The 17,762-nt window shown below is 68.8% G+C and carries 13 protein-coding genes; 7 read left to right on the plus strand and 6 right to left on the minus strand.

Translation table 11 applies throughout. From position 1 onward, the window contains the following. The first annotated feature begins 345 nt into the window (after positions 1 to 345). Genes paoA through paoC form a run of 3 tightly spaced genes read left to right on the plus strand, consistent with a single transcriptional unit; the run spans position 346 to position 4,148 of the window. On the plus strand, positions 346 to 993 hold the full coding sequence (gene paoA, locus FHR20_RS09200; protein ID WP_167299212.1) for an aldehyde dehydrogenase iron-sulfur subunit PaoA: 648 nt from the start codon (positions 346 to 348) through the stop codon (positions 991 to 993). Then, positions 990 to 1,940 carry an FAD binding domain-containing protein gene (locus FHR20_RS09205; RefSeq protein ID WP_167299213.1) on the plus strand — a complete coding sequence of 317 codons (951 nt, stop codon included), beginning with the start codon at positions 990 to 992 and terminating at the stop codon, positions 1,938 to 1,940. The genes paoA and FHR20_RS09205 overlap by 4 nt, the downstream gene beginning before the upstream one ends. Before the next feature lie 3 nt (positions 1,941 to 1,943). Continuing rightward, positions 1,944 to 4,148 (plus strand): aldehyde oxidoreductase molybdenum-binding subunit PaoC, encoded by a 2,205-nt coding sequence (gene paoC / locus FHR20_RS09210; protein ID WP_167299214.1) that lies wholly within the window; start codon positions 1,944 to 1,946, stop codon positions 4,146 to 4,148. Between the two features lie 36 nt (positions 4,149 to 4,184). Here paoC and FHR20_RS09215 read toward each other — a convergent pair whose 3' ends face one another. The 4 genes from FHR20_RS09215 to FHR20_RS09230 all read right to left on the minus strand — a co-directional run bounded on the left by FHR20_RS09215 (position 4,185) and on the right by FHR20_RS09230 (position 8,003). Further along, entirely contained in the window at positions 4,185 to 5,015 is an 831-nt protein-coding gene (locus FHR20_RS09215) for an alpha/beta fold hydrolase (RefSeq protein ID WP_167299215.1), read from the minus strand. A gap of 105 nt (positions 5,016 to 5,120) precedes the next feature. Further along, complete coding sequence (gene cydX, locus FHR20_RS09220) at positions 5,121 to 5,243, minus strand: cytochrome bd-I oxidase subunit CydX (protein WP_167299216.1); 123 nt, start codon at positions 5,241 to 5,243, stop codon at positions 5,121 to 5,123. A gap of 12 nt (positions 5,244 to 5,255) precedes the next feature. Beyond that, complete coding sequence (gene cydB, locus FHR20_RS09225; RefSeq protein ID WP_167299217.1) at positions 5,256 to 6,401, minus strand: cytochrome d ubiquinol oxidase subunit II; 1,146 nt, start codon at positions 6,399 to 6,401, stop codon at positions 5,256 to 5,258. A 27-nt stretch (positions 6,402 to 6,428) separates the two neighbouring features. Beyond that, positions 6,429 to 8,003, minus strand: a complete 1,575-nt coding sequence (locus FHR20_RS09230) for a cytochrome ubiquinol oxidase subunit I (protein ID WP_167299218.1) — start codon at positions 8,001 to 8,003, stop codon at positions 6,429 to 6,431. A 138-nt stretch (positions 8,004 to 8,141) separates the two neighbouring features. Here FHR20_RS09230 and FHR20_RS09235 point away from each other — a divergent pair, with 138 nt between their 5' ends. Genes FHR20_RS09235 through hemN form a run of 3 tightly spaced genes read left to right on the plus strand, consistent with a single transcriptional unit; the run spans position 8,142 to position 12,623 of the window. Next, on the plus strand, positions 8,142 to 9,665 hold the full coding sequence (locus FHR20_RS09235) for an ATP-binding cassette domain-containing protein (protein ID WP_167299219.1): 1,524 nt from the start codon (positions 8,142 to 8,144) through the stop codon (positions 9,663 to 9,665). Continuing rightward, on the plus strand, positions 9,662 to 11,254 hold the full coding sequence (locus tag FHR20_RS09240; protein WP_167299220.1) for an ATP-binding cassette domain-containing protein: 1,593 nt from the start codon (positions 9,662 to 9,664) through the stop codon (positions 11,252 to 11,254). Before FHR20_RS09235 ends, FHR20_RS09240 begins: the two co-directional genes overlap by 4 nt. Before the next feature lie 46 nt (positions 11,255 to 11,300). Continuing rightward, the gene (gene hemN / locus FHR20_RS09245) at positions 11,301 to 12,623 is read left to right on the plus strand and encodes an oxygen-independent coproporphyrinogen III oxidase (RefSeq protein ID WP_167299221.1); all 1,323 of its coding nucleotides are present in this window, start codon (positions 11,301 to 11,303) and stop codon (positions 12,621 to 12,623) included. 96 nt (positions 12,624 to 12,719) lie between these two features. On the opposite strand, the gene FHR20_RS09250 is transcribed toward hemN, so the two are convergent. Further along, the gene (locus tag FHR20_RS09250; protein WP_243857164.1) at positions 12,720 to 15,563 is read right to left on the minus strand and encodes a TonB-dependent receptor; all 2,844 of its coding nucleotides are present in this window, start codon (positions 15,561 to 15,563) and stop codon (positions 12,720 to 12,722) included. A 210-nt stretch (positions 15,564 to 15,773) separates the two neighbouring features. On the opposite strand from FHR20_RS09250, the gene FHR20_RS09255 reads away from it, so the two are divergent. After that, positions 15,774 to 16,976 (plus strand): histidine-type phosphatase, encoded by a 1,203-nt coding sequence (locus tag FHR20_RS09255; protein WP_167299222.1) that lies wholly within the window; start codon positions 15,774 to 15,776, stop codon positions 16,974 to 16,976. A 9-nt stretch (positions 16,977 to 16,985) separates the two neighbouring features. Here the strand turns inward: FHR20_RS09255 and FHR20_RS09260 are convergent, their stop codons facing one another. Then, positions 16,986 to 17,741 (minus strand): DeoR/GlpR family DNA-binding transcription regulator, encoded by a 756-nt coding sequence (locus FHR20_RS09260; RefSeq protein ID WP_167299223.1) that lies wholly within the window; start codon positions 17,739 to 17,741, stop codon positions 16,986 to 16,988. Positions 17,742 to 17,762 lie beyond the last annotated feature (21 nt).

Genomic DNA, 17,762 nt, shown 5'->3' on the forward strand with positions numbered 1-17,762 from the left:
GCAGCATGGCGCGCACGGCAGCCTGTTCCAACACCCCTCTATCGTTCACGGAGTCTTTTGCTCCGATCCGATGGTTAGAGCATAGATTGAGAGCGTTCTCAAGAACGTTCTCAATTTTGTTTCATCGCGGCTGTGGAGGGCTTGGGCAGGCTATGGATTCCCGCCTGCGCGGGGAGGACGAAGGCGGAACGGGACATCGGCTGGCCCCCGCGGCGGCGGCGCGCATCGGGCACCCCGATGCGCGAGAATTTGCCTGGATCGTTGTTCGCGCTAGAACCCCGAGGAACAGGGCATGACCCGACTGTCTCAGGGCACGCGCCAGCTTCAAGGGGAGCAGAGGCCGATATGCATGGACCAGGCGATTTCGAACTCTCGCGGCGCGGCGTCTTGATCGGCGGCGCGGCATCGGTGGCGGCCAGCGCCGCGCCTCCCGCCGCCGGAGCGCGAGTGGTGGCCTCGGCAGGCACCGGGGCGCCGGTAATGGCCAAGGTCGGCTTCACGGTGAACGGCAAGCCGCACACCCTGGAGCTCGACACCCGCACCACCCTGCTCGACGCGCTGCGCGAGCATCTCCGCCTGACCGGCACCAAGAAGGGCTGCGACCATGGCCAGTGCGGCGCCTGCACGGTGATCGTCGATGGGCGGCGGATCAATTCCTGCCTCAGCCTCGCGGTGATGCACGAAGGCGATGCGATCACCACCATCGAGGGGCTGGGCACGCCCGACAGCCTGCATCCGATGCAGGCTGCCTTCGTCAAGCATGACGGCTATCAATGCGGCTATTGCACGCCGGGCCAGATCTGCTCGGCGGTCGCGGTGCTCGACGAGATCCGCGCGGGCATCCCCAGCCACGCGACCGGCGACATCGTGGGCAAGCCGGCGATGAGCGGCGAAGAGATCCGCGAGCGGATGAGCGGCAACCTCTGCCGCTGCGGCGCCTATTCCAACATCGTCGAGGCGATCGCCGAAGTCGCCGCCCGGAGGAAGGCATGAAGGCGTTCAGCTATCAGCGCGCCGGCTCGCCGGCCGAGGCCGCTGCGATCGTCGGCCGCACCCAGGGCGCCCGCTTCATCGCGGGCGGCACCAATTTGCTCGACCTGATGAAGCTGCAGATCGAGACGCCGACCCATCTGGTCGACGTCAACCATCTGGGGCTCGACCGGATCGAAGCGACGACAGAGGGCGGGCTGCGCATCGGCGCGCTGGTGCGCAACACCGACCTCGCCGCCGACGGGCGCGTCCGCAAGGACTATGCCCTGCTCTCCCGCGCGCTCGTCGCGGGCGCGTCGGGCCAGCTGCGCAACAAGGCGACAACGGCGGGCAACCTGCTGCAGCGCACCCGCTGCCCCTATTTCTACGACACCAACCAGCCCTGCAACAAGCGCAGCCCCGGCAGCGGCTGCGCGGCGATCGGCGGGGTGAATCGCGGCCTTGGCGTGATCGGCACCAGCGAAGCGTGCATCGCCACCCATCCGAGCGACATGGCGGTGGCGATGCGCGCGCTCGACGCAGTGGTGGAGACGGTACGCGCCGACGGCACCGCCCGCGCCATCCCCATCGCCGAATTCCACACGCTGCCGGGCGACACGCCGAACGTCGAGAACCCGCTTGCGCCGGGCGAGCTGATCACCGCGGTGACTCTCCCCCGGCCGGTCGGCGGCACGCACATCTATCACAAGGTGCGCGACCGGGCTTCCTATGCCTTCGCACTCGTCTCGGTGGGCGCGATCCTCCAGAAGGACGGTACCGGCCGGGTCGCGTTCGGCGGTGTCGCACCCCGGCCATGGCGCGTCGAGGCGGCGGAGGCCGAAATGCCGCGCGGCGCCCGCGCCGTGGCGGCAGCAGTCCTTGCGGGCGCCACGCCCACCGAGCAGAACCGGTTCAAGCTGGTGCTGGCCGAACGCACGCTCGCCGCCGCCATTGCCGAAGCGAGGGGCTGAGCCATGAAGTTCGACACGCCCGCCGGCACCAATCCGATCGACCAGCTGAAGGTGATCGGCAAGCCCACGCCGCGCATCGACGGCCCGCTCAAGACCACGGGTTCCGCGCCCTATGCCTATGAGCATCACGACGCGCCCGACCCTGCCTATGGCTTCATCCTCGGCTCGGCGATCGCCAAGGGGCGCCTCACGGGCATGGACCTGCGCGATGCCAGCGCGGCGCCCGGCGTGCTCGCCATCGTCACCGCGGAGAATGCCGGCAAGCTCGGCAAGGGCAATTTCAACACGGCGAAACTGCTCGGCGGCCCGGAGATCGAGCACTATCACCAGGCCGTGGCGATCGTCGTCGCCGAGACGTTCGAACAGGCGCGCGCCGCCGCCGCGCTGATCCGGGTCGACTATGCCCGCGACAAGGGCCGCTACGATCTCGCCGCGGCGAAGGACGGCGCCGGCAAGCCGCCCGAAGGCGGGTTCAACGGCCCGGCCGACAGCGGCCATGGCGACTTTGCCGGCGCCTTTGCCGCCGCCCCGGTGCAGCTCGACGCGACCTACACCACGCCCGACCATGCCCATGCGATGATGGAGCCGCACGCGACGATCGCGGCGTGGGACGGCGACCGGCTCGATCTGTGGACCGCCAACCAGATGATCGCCTGGTCGGTGGGCGACATGGCGAAGACGCTCGGCATCCCGCGCGAGAAGGTGCGGATGCGCTCGCCCTTCATCGGCGGCGGGTTCGGCGGCAAGCTGTTCATCCGCGCCGACGCGGTGCTGGCGGCGCTGGGCGCCCGGGCGGCGAACCGGGCGGTGAAGGTCGCCCTGCCCAGGCCCTTCATGTTCAACAACACGCCGCACCGCCCCGCGACGATCCAGCGCATCCGCCTGGGCGCGACGCGCGACGGCAAGCTGGTGGCGATCGGGCATGAGAGCTGGTCGGGCGACCTTCCCGGCGGCGGCCCGGAGACGGCGACCGGGCAGACCAAGCTGCTCTATGCCGGCGCCAACCGGATGACCGCGATGCGGCTCGCGGTGCTCGACCTGCCCGAGGGCAATGCGATGCGCGCGCCGGGCGAGGCGCCGGGCATGATGGCGCTCGAGATCGCGATCGACGAGATGGCCGAGAAGCTCGGCCTCGACCCGGTCGCCTTCCGCGTGCTGAACGACACCCAGGTCGATCCCGAGAATCCCGGCCGCCCCTATTCGCAGCGCCAGCTCAACCAGTGCCTGCAGACGGGCGCGGAGAAGTTCGGCTGGGCCCGGCGCGCGAAGCCGGGCAGCGTGCGCGACGGCCGCTGGCTGGTCGGCATGGGCGTCGCCGCGGCGTTTCGCAACAACATCAACATGAAGTCGGCCGCCCGGGTGCGGCTCGACGCGCGCGGGATCGTCACCGTCGAGACCGACATGACCGATATCGGCACCGGAACCTACACGATCCTCGCCCAGACCGCCGCCGAGATGATGGGCCTGCCGCTCGACAAGGTGGTGGTGAGGCTGGGCGATTCGAGCTTCCCGGTCTCGGCCGGATCGGGCGGGCAATGGGGTGCGAACAGCGCCACCGCCGGCGTCTATGCGGCCTGTGTGAAGCTGCGCGAGGCAGTGGCGCAGAAGCTCGGCTTCAACTCGGCCGACGCAGTGTTTGCCGGCGGCAAGGTGAAGAGCGGCAAGCGCAGCGTGCCCCTGGCCGAGGCGGCGAAGGGCGGGGAACTCGTCGCCGAGGACGCGATGGAATATGGCGACCTGGCCAGGAAATATCAGCAATCCACCTTCGGCGCGCATTTCGTCGAAGTCGGCGTCGACGCAGCGACGGCCGAGATCCGCATCCGCCGCATGCTCGCCGTGTGCGCGGCGGGGCGCATCCTCAATCCGGTCTCGGCGCGCAGCCAGGTGATCGGCGCGATGACCATGGGCGCCGGCGCCGCGCTGATGGAGGAGCTGGCGGTCGACAAGCGCTTCGGCTTCTTCGTCAACCACGATCTGGCCGGCTACGAGGTGCCGGTCCATGCCGACATCCCCCACCAGGACGTGATCTTCCTCGCGGAGGCCGATCCCACCACGTCGCCGATGAAGGCCAAGGGCGTGGGCGAGCTGGGCATCTGCGGCGTCGGCGCGGCGGTGGCCAATGCGATCCACAACGCCACCGGGATGCGCGTGCGCGACTATCCGATCACGCTCGACAAGCTGCTGGCCGGAATGCCCGAGCTCGCCTGAGCCCGGGCGTTCCCTTCCCCGCCGGAACCCGGCCCGTCAGCCCTGGATGAAGGCCAGCAGATCGGCGTTGATCACTGCGGCATGGGTGGTGGCCATGCCGTGCGGATAGCCTGGATAGGTCTTGAGCGTGCCCTGTTTCAGCAGCTTGGCCGAGAGCGGCGCGGAATCCGCATAGGGCACGACCTGGTCGTCGTCGCCGTGCATCACCAGCACCGGCACGTCGATCCTCTGCAGATCCTCGGTGAAATCGGTCTCGCTGAATGCCTTGACGCAGTCGTAATGCGCCTTGATCCCGCCCATCATGCCCTGGCGCCACCAATTGTCGATCACGCCCTGGTCCACCTTCGCGCCCGGCCGGTTGAAGCCGTAGAACGGGCCCGCCGGCACATCGATGAAGAATTGCGCGCGATTGAACGCGGTCTGCTCGCGGAAATTGTCGAACACCTCCATCGGCAGGCCGCCCGGATTCTTCTCGCTCTTCAGCATCACCGGCGGCACCGCGCCGATCAGCACCGCCTTGGACACCCGCCCCGGCTTGGCCCGGGCGACATAGTGCGCGACTTCGCCGCCGCCCGTCGAATGGCCGATATGAACCGCGCCGCGCACGTCCAGATGCTCGACCAGCGCCGCGACGTCGGCGGCATAGGTGTCCATCTCGTTGCCCGTGTCGGTCTGGGTGGAGCGGCCATGCCCGCGGCGATCATGCGCGATCACGCGATAGCCCTTGAGCAGGAAGAACATCATCTGGTTGTCCCAGTCGTCGGCCGAGAGCGGCCAGCCATGATGGAACCAGATCACCTGCGCGTCGCGGGACCCCCAATCCTTGTAGAAGAGCTCGGTGCCGTCCGCGATCTTGAGAATGCCCATGGTCCTGTCTCCTGCATGGCGATGCGCCGGGCGGAACCGGGCAATGGCCGATTCCGGCGGGGCAATTCTATCAGGTCCCGCGCGCCCGGCCAGCCATTGCCTGGCCTATTCCTCGGCCCTCGCCGCCGCTTCCGGCAGCGGCTCCGAATGGAATTCGTGCCAGAGCCCGTTGAGGATGCCGAAGCCGACGGCAAGGCCGACGCCGAGGATCCACGAGAAATACCACATGGCGAACGCTCCTCAGTAGAAGTCGGGATTGGTGCGCACGTCCTGCGCGGTCACCCTGCCGAACATCACGCGATAGGCCCAGGCCGTATAGGCGAGGACGATCGGCAGGAAGATCGCCGTCACCACCAGCATGGTGAACAGGGTGCCGTGGCTCGACGAGGCGTTCCACACCGTCAGGCTCGAAAGCGAGTCGATCGAGCTCGGCAGGATGAACGGGAACATCGACAGGCCCACCGTGGCGATGATCCCCATATTGGCCAGCGACGAGCCGGCGAACACCAGCACGTCGCGGCGCGCGCGGATGCCGAGCAGCGCCAGCACCGGACCCAGGAAGCCGAGCAGCGGCGCGAGCAGCATCCAGGGATGCGCGCCATAGTTGCGCAGCCAGGCGCCGCCCTCGGCCACCGTGGTCGAGAAGCGCGGGTTGGACGGCCCGCCGGGATCGACCATACCGTCCAGCCGGTAGCCCAGACCGCCCCAGGCGACGAACGCGCCGCCGGCCGCGAACAGCAGCAGCGCCAGCACCGCCGCCGCCTGCCCCCAGCGCCGCGCCCGCTCCAGCACCACGCCCTCGGCCTTCAGGCTCAGCCAGCCCGCGCCGTGCAGCACCAGCATCGCCACCGAGAGCAGCCCGGTCACCAGCGTGAACGGCGTGAACAGCCCGAGCAGCGAGCCTTCGTAGAAGGCGCGCAGATCGCTATCGAGGCGGAAGGGAATGCCCTTCATCACATTGCCCACCGCGACGCCGAAGACGAGCGCGGGCACGAAGCCGCCGACGAACAGCGCCCAGTCCCAGCGCTCCCGCCACGCCTTGTCCGGGCGCTTCGAACGATATTTGAAGCCCACCGGCCGCAATATCAGCGCCGACAGCACCAGGAACATCGCGAGATAGAAGCCCGAGAAGCTGACGGCATAGACGAAGGGCCAGGCGGCGAAGATCGCGCCGCCGCCCAGGATGAACCACACCTGGTTGCCTTCCCAGGTCGCGCCGATGGTGTTGATCACCATCCGCCGCTCCTCGTCGGTCTTCGCGACGAAGGGCAGCATCGCCGCCGTCCCCAGGTCGAAGCCGTCGGTCAGCGCGAAGCCGATCAGCAGCACGCCGAGCAGCAGCCACCAGAGGATGCGGAGCGTTTCGAAATCGAGAGGGATGGACATGGTCTGTCTCCAAAACCCCGGCCCGGCTCATTCGGCCGGAACGGCGTGGAAATCGGGGCGTGCGGGCTCCGGCGCATCGGCGGCGCGATACGGCTCCGGCCCCTTGCGGATCGCGGCGAGCATCAGCCGCACCTCGATCACCGCCAGCGCGCCATAGAGCAGCGTGAAGCCGGCGATCGTCAGCCACAGCTCGGGCACGGTCAGGCTCGACGGCGCGAGGAAGGTCGGCAACACCCCTTCCACCGCCCAGGGCTGGCGGCCCACTTCGGCCACGGCCCAGCCGACCTCGGCCGCGATCCAGGGCAGCGGCATCACGACAAGCGCCAGCCGCAGGAACCAGCGCGCGTCGAAGCGCTGCACCGTCGAATAGAAGAAGGCGACCGCGAAGAAGGCGATCATGCCGAAGCCGATCCCGGCCATGATCCGGAACATCCAGAAGATCGCCGGCACATTGGGCACGGTGCTCCATGCCGCCCGCTCGATCGTCGCCGCGTCCGCCTTGCGCGGATCCGCGACGAAGCGCTTGAGCAGCAGCGCATGGCCGAGATCGTCCTTGGTCCGCTCGAACGCTGCGCGCGCGGCCAGATCGTTGCGGTCCACCTTGAGCTTCTCGACCGCGTCATAGGCCGCCAGGCCATTGACGATCCGTCCCCGGGCACGCTCCACCAGGGGGAAGATGCCATTGACCTCGCCGGTCAGGCTGCGGGTGGAGATCAGGCCCAGCACATAGGGGATCTTCACTTCATATCGGGTTTCGCGCCCGCTGTTCGAGGGGATGCCGAAGATCGCGAGCCCCGCCGGCGCCGGCTCGGTGTGCCACATGCCCTCGATCGCGGCGAGCTTCATCTGCTGGTTCTCGGTGAGCGCGTAGCCGCTCTCGTCGCCCAGCACGACCACCGACAGCGACGAGGCCAGGCCGAACGCCGCGGCCACGGTGAAGCTGCGCCTGGCCAGTTCCAGGTGCCGGCCCTTGAGCAGATAGAAGGCGGAGACGCCCAGCACGAACACGCTGGCCATCACATAGCCGGCACTCACCGTGTGGACGAACTTGGCCTGGGCCACGGGATTGAAGAGCACCGCCGCGAAGTCGGTCACTTCCATCCGCATCGTCTCGGGGTTGAAGGTCGCGCCGGTCGGATGCTGCATCCAGCCGTTCGCGACCAGGATCCACAGCGCCGACAGGTTCGATCCCAGCGCCACCATGAAAGTGGTGAACAGATGCGCCTGTTTCGACATCCGCTCCCAGCCGAAGAACATCAGCCCGACGAACGTCGCCTCGAGGAAGAAGGCCATCAGGCCCTCGATCGCAAGCGGGGCGCCGAAGATGTCGCCCACATAATGCGAGTAATAGGACCAGTTGGTCCCGAACTGGAATTCCATGGTGAGTCCGGTGGCGACGCCCAGCACGAAATTGATGCCGAACAGCTTGGCCCAGAAGCGCGTGACGTCCCGCCAGATCGGGCGGTTGGTCATCACGTACACGCTCTCCATGATCACCAGCATGAAGGACAGGCCGAGCGTCAGCGGCACGAACAGGAAGTGATAGAGCGCCGTCAGCGCGAACTGGAGCCTAGACAGCTCCACGACTGCCATGCTGATCATCGCAGGAATCCCCCTACGCCAAAGTCTGCGCCCAACGGGTTGGCCGCGTTCCGTTCGTCACTAAGGGCCCTATCCGGAAGGCGCTTTGATCATGGACAAATACGCTGCCATGGCAACATGCGTTAGAACCGGAACGAAATGACCTGGCTCCTGGACATACCCGGCGCTGCGCTGTTCGCGGCCGGCATCGCCCTCGCGGTGAGCAGCCTGGCGGCGGGAGAAGGCCCGTCCTGGGGCGCCGTGGCGCTGATCCTGGCGGGCGGGGCGATCCGCGCGGGGGCGGCGCTGCTGGCCCATGCCGTCGCCATCCGCGCGGCGCAGCGCGTGGTTGCGGGCTGGCGCGCGCGGATATTCCCGCGCCTGCTCGCCGGCCGGCTCCCCCGTCCGCTGCTCGCCGGGGAGAGCGCCGCGCTGGCGATCGATCACATGGTAGCGATCGAGGCCTGTGAAGCGCGCTTTCGCCCGGCCCGCGCCGCGTCCGCCGCCGCACCGCTGCTCGTCGCCGCGATCGTCGCCTGCGCGAGCTGGGTGTCGGCGACGATCCTCCTGGTCACGCTCGTCCCGTTCGCGCTCGGCATGATCCTCGCCGGCAGCGCCGCGCGCCGCGCCGCGGAGCGCCAGCTCGCCGCGCTCGCGGGACTCTCCGGCCTGTTCGTCGATCGCATCCGCGCCCTGCCCATCATCCGCCATTTCGGCGCGGAGGACCGCATTGCCCGCCAGGTGGCCGCCGCGACCCGCGAAGCGGCGGACCGCACCGTCGCGGTACTGCGCGTCGCCTTCCTGTCCGGCGCGGTGCTGGAATTCTTCGCGGCGCTCTCGGTGGCGCTGGTCGCGGTATATTGCGGCTTCGCGCTGCTCGGGCTGCTGCCCTTTCCGCCGCCCGAGAAGCTCTCGCTCGGCCACGCCTTCTTCGCGCTGGCCATGGCCCCGGAATTCTACCTGCCGATGCGCCGCCTGGCCGCCGCCTATCACGAGAAGCAGCTGGGCAACGCCGCCATGGCCGCGCTGGCGGATGTCGAGGCGCCGGCGCCTGCCCCGCCCGCGGCGGCGCGCTTCGACGGCCTGCGCGTCGTGCAGCTCGCCATCGCCTGGCCGGGCCTGCGCATCGGCCCGATCGGCTTCGAACTCGCTTCGGCCGACCTCGTCGCGCTCACCGGCCCCACCGGCAGCGGCAAGTCGAGCCTGCTCGCCGCCATCGCCGGCCAGGTCGCGCCGGCGGGCGGCGCCGTCACCACCGCGCGCGGCGACGCACTCGACCCTGCGGACATCGCCTGGGCCGCGCAGACGCCGTTGCTCCTTCCCGGCACCCTGGCGGAGAACATCGCGCTTGCCCGCTCCGATGCGACGCCGGAGGAGATCGCGCGGGTCGCCGGGCAGGTCGGCCTGGACGCCGTGATCGCCGCGCGCGGCGGGCTGGGCCTGATGCTCGATCATCGCGGCTCGGGCCTGTCGGGCGGCGAGCGGCGGCGGATCGGCCTGGCCCGCGCGCTGCTCTCGCGCCGGCCGCTGCTGCTCTGCGACGAGCCCACTGCCGATCTCGATCGCGCGAGCGCGGCGGCGATCGTCGCGCTGCTGCGCGAAGTCGCGGCGGAACGCGCGGTGCTGGTGGCCACGCACGATCCCGCCCTGGCCGCCGCCGCGCGGCTGGTGGTGGCGCTGTGAGCGCACTCGCCCTCGATCCCGCCGGCCGCCGCTGGCTGCGCCGCGCGCGCATCGCCGCGATCCTCGCCGCGCTCGCGGGGGTGCTGCTGCTCGCGGTCTCGGGCTGGTTCCTCACCGCCGCGGCGCTGGCCGGCACGGCGGGCCCGATGGCCGCGCTCGGCTTCAACTATCTGATCCCCAGCGCCGCGATCCGCGGCCTCGCGATCCTGCGCACCGCCGGCCGCTATGGCGAGCGGCTCTTCTCGCACCAGGCTGCGCTGGGCGCGATGGCGGCCCTGCGCGCCGGCCTGTTCGCCAGGCTCGCCGCGCAGGACGGCCGTACCGGTCCGGACCTTGCCGGCGGCGATGCCAGCGCCCGGCTGATCGGCGATATCGATGCGCTGGAGGAACTGATCGTCCGCGAGCCCGTCCGCTCGGCGAGCTGGGTCGCGGCGGGCGCCGGCGTGCTGCTGGCCGGGCTCGCGGGCTGGGCCGCGGCACTGGCGCTGCTGCTGCTCCTCGCCGCGCTGCCGCCGCTGCTCGATCGCGCCGCACGCCGCCTCACCCGGCAGCCGGCGCACGATGCGGCCGAAGCGCTCGGGGCGCTGCGCACCCGCTATGTCGAATATGCCGCCGCCCGGGCCGAAATCGCCGCCTATGGCCTTGCCGATCGCGTGACCGGCGACCTGTCCCGCTTCGCTGCCGATCTCGATGCCGCGCGGGCACGCCTGCATCGCGGCGAGGGCGTGATCGCGGCGCTGCTCGCCGGCTATGCCGCGCTGGCGGTGGCGCTGGTGCTGCGCCTCGCCGACGCGCCCGCGCCGCGCGTCGCCCTCGCCTTGCTGGTGGCCGCCGGCGCAGTCGAGGCGATGGCCGGCCTGGCGCGCACCGCCTTCCGCCGGGCCGGGGTAGCCGCGGGCCTGCGCCGGCTCGACGCCCTCCTCGCCTTGCCCGAACCCGTTGCCGCACCGGCTTCCACCGAAGCGATGCCGCTTCGCCTGGGCGGGCTCGATCTCGCGCCGGGGGCACGGGTCGCGGTCACCGGCCGCTCGGGCTCGGGCAAGACCGTGCTGCTCGAAACGCTGGCCGGGCTGCGCGGGGCCGCGGTCGATGCGGCCGTCGGGGGGCTGGCACCCGCCGCCTGTTCCGGCGCGATGCTCCGCGCCCAGTTTGCGCTTGCGCCCCAGGATCCGGCGCTGATCGCCGGAACGATCGCCGACAATCTCCGCCTGGCCCGCCCCGGCGTCGACAGGGAGTCGATATGGGCCGTTCTGCGCGTCGTCGCGCTCGAGGATCGGATCGGGGGCTTTCCGGAAGGGCTCGATACGCGCCTGGGCGAGGCGGGCGGAACCCTCTCCGGCGGCGAGCGCAAGCGCCTTTCCCTCGCCCGCGCGCTGCTTGCCGGCCGCCCCTGGCTGTTGCTCGACGAGCCGACCGAAGGGCTTGATCCCGCGACGGAATCCGAGATGGTTGCGCGGCTCGACGCCTGGCTGGCGGCTTCCAACACCGGCCTGGTCCTCGTCTCGCACCGCCGCGCGCCGATTGGGCTGGCCGGAAATGTGGTGGCGATCGAGGATATCGCGACAAGTCCTTGCCGAACAAGGGTTTGACTCGGATCAAGGCGCTCCCGGCCCCGGCATGCGCAGGGAAGGCGCCATGTGGACCTATCATCCCGACCTGCTCGCCACCGCGGTGCCGCGCTACACCAGCTTTCCCACGGCGGCGGAGTTCGGCGACGATGTCGGCCCGGCCGACATGGAGCATGCACTCGCCCGGGTGCATGAAGACGAGCCGGTCTCACTCTATCTCCATATCCCCTATTGCCATGAGATCTGCTGGTATTGCGGCTGCAACACCGGTGCCGCCAATCGCGCCGCGCGCGTCGCAACCTATGTCCAACGCCTTGGCGAGGAAGTGGATCTTGTCGCGGCCAGGCTCGCGGGGCGCGGCCGGGTCACGCGTATCGCCTGGGGCGGCGGCAGCCCCAACGCCTTGGTCCCCGCCCAGTTCGACGCGCTGATGCACCGTATCCGCGACGCCTTTGCCTGCACGCATGCCACCGTCTCGGTCGAACTCGATCCGCGCGGCTTCGACTGGGGCTGGGCCGAGTGCCTCGCCCGCAACCGCGTGACCCGCGCCAGCCTCGGCGTGCAGACCTTCGCGCCGCACATCCAGCACGCGATCGGCCGCGTCCAGCCGGTCGAGGCCATCGCCTGCGCCATGGGCCGCCTGCGCGCCGCCCGTATCGAGTCGATCAACTTCGACTTGATGTACGGCCTGCCCGGCCAGTTCGCCGCCGACCTGGAGGAGACCCTCGACATCGCGCTGTCGATGCGGCCCGAACGTTTCGCCGTGTTCGGCTACGCCCATGTCCCGCACCTGTTGCCCCGTCAGCGCCGGATCGACGCGACCCGCCTGCCCGGCCCCGCCGCGCGCTTCGCCTTGGCGCGGCAGGCACATCGGCATCTGCGCGACGCTGGCTATGACCCGATCGGCTTCGACCATTTCGCGGTACCGCAGGATGCGATCGCGCGTGCCGCGCGCAGCGGAACGCTGCGCCGCAACTTCCAGGGATTCACCGAGGACCAGTCCGAAGTGCTGATCGGCCTGGGCGCTTCGGCGGTCAGTGCGTTTCCGGGTGCGTTGCTGCAGAACGAGAAGCGTGCCGGCCGCTATCACCTGTGCCTTGCCAAGGGCCGGCTTGCCACCGCGCGCGGCATCCGGCGCAGCCCGGGCGACCGCCGCCGCAGCGCGATCATCGAAGCGCTGCTCTGTCGCGGTGAAGCGGAATGCACGGGCCTGAGCGACTTGTCGGACACCCGCGCTCGCCTTGCATGTTTCGAGGAGCGCGGGCTGCTCGCATGGGCGGGAACACGCCTGCTCCTCGACAGGAGCGCCCTCCCCTATGCCCGCGCCGTAGCCGCGGCCTTCGATCCCTGGCGCGCCGCCAGCGCCGCCCGATTCAGCAGCGCCGTCTGACCCGCGGCTTCGCTGGGGCGGTATGGCGAGGCGAAACAATGGGCCACCCGCGGGCGGCCCATTGTCCATTGCATCTCCTGCGATGCGCGATCGTGCCTAGAAACTATAGCTCAGGTTCAGCGAATAGACCCGGCCCGTTTCGATATAGCCGCCCTTGCGATCGTTGGAGAGATAGGCCGGCCGCTGGCTGGTCGTTGCCCAGTAGGTATGGGCGTTCAGCAGGTTCTCGATCGACGCACCGATCGCAACATGCTTGCCCAAGGTATAGCCGAGCATCAGGTTCATCTTGGACACGGGCTGGATATAGGTATCCGGCCGGCTGGAGCGCAGGTCATACAGCTTGTCGCCCGTGTAGTTATAGTTGAGCGCCGCCTGGAATCCGCCGTGATTGTAGAACAGCTCGACATTGTACATGAGGCGCGGCGCCTGCGGCATGCGCTGGCCACGCCACTGGCCGTTCACGAACACCTTTGCCTGGGCCCGCTGGAGCGTGATGTTGCCGCCGACGCCCAGCCCGTCGAACAGTCCCGGCAGATCGCGGAAACTGTACCGACCGACCAGCTCGATGCCATAGACGTCGCCCTTCCCGCTCGTATCCAGCGTCGAGGTCTCCACGCCGTTCACCTTGATCGGGCTGCTAGTTCCCCAGACGTTGAGGTCGCCGCCCGCATTGGTGGTACCCGTCGAGAACAGCACATGGTTGATGCGCTTGTAATAGGGGCTGATCGAGAAGAAGTCGGTGCCCTCTCCCTTCAGCTCGACCGACGCATCGACGTTCCAGGCCGTCTGCGCGTCGAGATTGGGATTGGGAATGAACACCGACAATGTGCCGTCGTCGCTGAGCGAAACCTCCGTCGGCCCGAGCAGCAGGTCGAAGGCCGGGCGCGAATAGCTGCGGCGAACCGAAGCGCGATAGACGACGCGATCGCTCGGGCGATAGCTGGCGATCACGCTCGGCAACCACTGGTTGTAGCTGCGCGCCGTGGTGACGAAGCCGTTGCCCGTCTTTTCGTTGCTCTGCCAATAGGTGCCCTCGAAGCGGTTATGCTCGAAACGCACGCCGGGAATGACCGTCAGATCGCCGGTACGGAACGTTGCCATGGCATAGGCGCCGATGCGCTGCTCCTTGCCGTCGAGCCGGTTCTCCTTCAGCTTGACCGGGTTGAGGCCGGCGAGCTTCGGCGTCGACAGGCGGCGAACCTGGTCCTCGATGAATTTGGTATCGAGCAGCTTGATCGGCACCTGCGCGGAATTGTGCATGAAGCCGCCCAGCATCTCGCCCGGAATAGCCGCCACCGACGGCCCTTGCGCGTCGTAGCGCGGGGCGTTGCTGCCATTGGCGAGCGGGAAGTAATATTGGAGCGCACCGTCGTCGCCCAGGCTGTTCGCATAGCGCTTGGTCCCTTCCGCCTTGGCGCCGGCCGCGATCGATTCGAGCCCCTGATCGGCCAGCTTCCAGGTCGCGTCGAGCTGCCCTTCCAGGCGGCGCTCCCAAGTATTCTCGAACTGCTGCGTCACATACCATTGTTTCAGCGTCGAGAGATTGAGCAGGGCCGCGCGCGCCGCGTCGGTCAGCACCACTTGCGGGCTGGTGCGATCGCCGATGCTGGTCACCATCCGCGTGATCGCTAGGCCGCTATTGTCCGCGGTGCCGATATAGGGCTTCCCGGCGAAGCCCGACTGGATGCGCAGCGGATAGTCCTGCTCGCCGCGCGAATAGGCGGCATGATAGTCGAGCGTGAGGTCGCCGATACGCGACTGGCCGCCGAACTTGGTCGAGAACAGCTCCTGGTTGGAGTGCTCGGTACGGAAATAATGGGTGGCGGTCAGTCCATAATCGGCGCGGAATCCCGCCGCGTCATAGGATCCCGTATTGCCGGGATTGGGGTTGATCTGGCCCGGCGCGAGATCGGTCTGGCGCAGCGCCGTCTGGTCCATCCAGCTCTTGAGCTTGTAGCGGCCATAGGTGGTGTACGAATAGAGATCGAGATCCTCTCCCTTCCAGTCGAGGTTCAGCGTGCCGCCCAGCCGCTCGATCCGATTGCGGAAGACGTTCCACTGCACGCCGCGCGGAGAGATATTGTCCAGATTGTCGCGGATCATGCCGGGAATCTTGTTGTCGTACTTCTCCCAGTCATGCTGCATCGCGGTCGATTCACCCAGCGTGTGCTTCAGGCCGTAATAGACCGACGCATAGATGCCGAGATTGCCGAGACGCTGCGCCGTTTCGATCTGCGCCGTGCCGCCCCACGGATTCTGCCCGCGTGCCGCGGCGCGGCCTGCGACCTGGCCCTGCGCGCGGATCTGCACATGGCCGGCCGGCAGGTTGAAGGCCGAAGCGGTGCGCAGGTCGATCACGCCCGCGATCGCGTCGCCATCGAAATTCGCGGTCGGCGCCTTGTTCACGCGCGCTTCGGCGACGGAGAAGGGCGACAGCAGGTTCATCGAGATGGCGCGGGTGCGCGCATCGGTCTGCGCGAGGCGCACGCCGTCGAGCATATAGGCATTATAGGCAGTATCGAGCCCGCGGATCGACAGATACTGCGCCTCGCCCGTCGCCGCCGCATTGCGCGACTGGTCCACGGAAGAATTGACGCCCGGCAGGCGCGTCAGCAGGTCCGCCAGATTCTGTTGCGGCTGCGCGCGCAATTCCTCGCCCGAGATGATCGAAACGAACGAAGAACTGCGGATTTGCGCGTTCTGCGTGTCCTGAACGGCGTGACGGCGGCCGTTGACCACGATGTCGTCGTCCTGCTTCTCGATCCGGTCCTTGTCCTGGTTCCCGCTCCGGTCCTGATCCGGTGCAGGGACGGGGTCGGCCGGCTTGATCGTCTCCGGGCCGACCGGTGCTGCCCAGGCCGGGCCAGTGGCGAGCAGCGCCATCGCCGTGCCGGACAGAAGATACAGCGCGCGAAGATGTGCCGTCGAGATGGTCATCATTGCTTACCCCCAAAGAAACTGGATCGGCAGCGGCACCTTGCCCGCCGCCGCCGGCCGGCTAGGGGCGGCCAATTACGCATTGATGACAAAATGACCGTATCAATTAATTTTTGACCATATCCTTGGGGATCAAATCGATTTCATCGCGTCATCGATCGCAATGTCATCAAATTGACCCTTCGGGGCCGCATGGGTTCGCGAATGATTCTCATGGCCCGCCCCCTCCTCGCCCTCTTCGCCGGCGGTGCCATGCTGCTCCCCGGCCCCGCCCTTTCGGCCTCGTCGCGGCCGAAGGGGCTTGCCGTCGAGCGAGTCGTGATGGTCATGCGCCATGGCATCCGGGCGCCGCTTGGGGGCGAAGTGCCGGACGGCACGCGCACCGCCGCGCCCTGGCCGCGATGGCCGGTGGAGGAGAGCCGGCTCACGCCGCACGGCATACGCGCGCTCGAGACGATCGCCGCGGCCGATCGCCAGCGCCTCATCGTCCAGCGCGTCCTGCCCCGGAACTGCGCCGCGGCCGGCACGATCCGCATCCGGACCAACGTCTCCGACCGGACGATCGCCAGCGGCGAGGCCTATGCGCGAGGCATTGCGCCGGGCTGCGGCCTCGCGCCGGAGCATCTGGGGGCGAGCGCGATCGACCCCATCTTCGAGCCCCTGCGCGCCCGCGCCACGCGCTTCGATGCGAACGAAGCCGTCGCCGCGATCGAGCGGTTCACCGGCGGGATGGCGGCGCTTGCGAGCCGGCATGCCGCCGCGATCGCATTGCTCGACCGCGTATTGGGATGCGCGCCACGCAACACGGGCTGCACGCCGGCATTGCCGGCGCAGGTCCGCCCCGCGCCGGATGGCCATGGGATCGAACTCCAGGGCCCGATTCGCGACACCTCCGGCATCGCGCAGGTGCTGCTGCTGCAATATGTCGAGGGGCTACCCCGACGGGACATTGGCTGGGGGCGCGCCGATCCTGCCACGCTCGTCCGGCTCGGCGCGTTGCACGCGGCACTGTTCGACGTCTTCACGCGCTCGCCCTATATGGCCTCGCATCAGGCCTCGATCCTCGGGCGGCATGTGCTGGAGACGCTCGCCGACCCGGCAGGCCCGCGCATCGAAGTGCTGATGGGCCACGACACCAACGTCACCGCGCTGGCGGCCGTCCTGCGAACCAGCCTGTCCGCACCGGGCTATGCGATGGACGACGTACCACCCGGCGCGGCGATTCTGATCGAGCAGTTGCGCGATCGGGAATCGGGGCGTCGATATGTCCGCCTTTCCTATCGCACCCAGTCGCCGGAGGTGCTGCGCCGCGGCGGCTCGGCCGCGTCGATCGGCGCGCTGAAGATGGGGGGATGCGCACGCCTCTGCCCGGCCGGCCGCTTCGACAGGATATTGCGCAGCCGTCTTGCCGAATGAGCACGCCGCTCAGGCCGTCACCCATTCCGTCCGCGTCAATACCGCATCATAGCCATCGGGCGGCGGGCAGTCGGCAACCACAAGGTCGACCGACTGGAAGTCCGCGACGCTCAGCGTGCCATATCGCCCGAATTTCGAGGCATCGACGGCGATCAGCACGCTTCGCGCCCGCGACACCATCAGCCGGCAGACCCGCGCCTCCCCGGCATGATAGGAGGTGAAGCCGTGATCGAGGTTCACGGCCTCGACCGAGATGATGGCGAGCGAAGGCGTGGACAGCGACAGGAAGTCGGTCGCCGTCTGATCGAAACAGGCGCGATAGTCATAGTCCATCTCGCCACCGGCCAGCAGGACCCGGTTGCCGTTGCGCCCGCCAAGCTCGGTCGCCACGCCCACGGCATTGGTGACGACCGTGAGGTCGCGATGGTCGCGCAGGGCCTGGGCGACATAATGGCCGGTCGTACTCGCATCGATGTAGATCGTCTGCCCATCCGCGACGAGCGGCGCGACGGCGCAGCCGATACGGCGCTTCGCATCGGCATTGCGCTGGAGCCGCACCGCGAACGATCCCTCGGTCTCGACGCGCGCCAGCCGAACCGTGCCGTGCGCACGCATCACCTGGCCGCCCGGTTCCAGCGCGCGGATCTCCCGCCGGATCGTTTCGTCCGACACGTCGAGCGCCTTGGAGAGCGCCGGCACGCTCCACACATCGCCGGCAGCCAGCAGTTCCAGCAACCTTTGCTGCCGGCGAAAACGCTTGGTCATCATCATTCCATGGTTGGGAGG

The organism is Sphingomonas leidyi (assembly GCF_011761945.1).
GTDB classification, from domain to species: Bacteria; Pseudomonadota; Alphaproteobacteria; order Sphingomonadales; family Sphingomonadaceae; genus Sphingomonas; species Sphingomonas leidyi.

Coding starts and splice junctions, on each gene's coding strand:
- paoA (WP_167299212.1), top strand. CDS start 346: ATGCATGGACCAGGCGATTTCGAACTCTCGCGGCGCGGCGTCTTGATC.
- FHR20_RS09205 (WP_167299213.1), top strand. CDS start 990: ATGAAGGCGTTCAGCTATCAGCGCGCCGGCTCGCCGGCCGAGGCCGCT.
- paoC (WP_167299214.1), top strand. CDS start 1,944: ATGAAGTTCGACACGCCCGCCGGCACCAATCCGATCGACCAGCTGAAG.
- FHR20_RS09215 (WP_167299215.1), bottom strand. CDS start 5,015: ATGGGCATTCTCAAGATCGCGGACGGCACCGAGCTCTTCTACAAGGAT.
- cydX (WP_167299216.1), bottom strand. CDS start 5,243: ATGTGGTATTTCTCGTGGATCCTCGGCGTCGGCCTTGCCGTCGGCTTC.
- cydB (WP_167299217.1), bottom strand. CDS start 6,401: ATGTCCATCCCTCTCGATTTCGAAACGCTCCGCATCCTCTGGTGGCTG.
- FHR20_RS09230 (WP_167299218.1), bottom strand. CDS start 8,003: ATGATCAGCATGGCAGTCGTGGAGCTGTCTAGGCTCCAGTTCGCGCTG.
- FHR20_RS09235 (WP_167299219.1), top strand. CDS start 8,142: ATGACCTGGCTCCTGGACATACCCGGCGCTGCGCTGTTCGCGGCCGGC.
- hemN (WP_167299221.1), top strand. CDS start 11,301: ATGTGGACCTATCATCCCGACCTGCTCGCCACCGCGGTGCCGCGCTAC.
- FHR20_RS09250 (WP_243857164.1), bottom strand. CDS start 15,563: ATGATGACCATCTCGACGGCACATCTTCGCGCGCTGTATCTTCTGTCC.
- FHR20_RS09255 (WP_167299222.1), top strand. CDS start 15,774: ATGGCCCGCCCCCTCCTCGCCCTCTTCGCCGGCGGTGCCATGCTGCTC.
- FHR20_RS09260 (WP_167299223.1), bottom strand. CDS start 17,741: ATGACCAAGCGTTTTCGCCGGCAGCAAAGGTTGCTGGAACTGCTGGCT.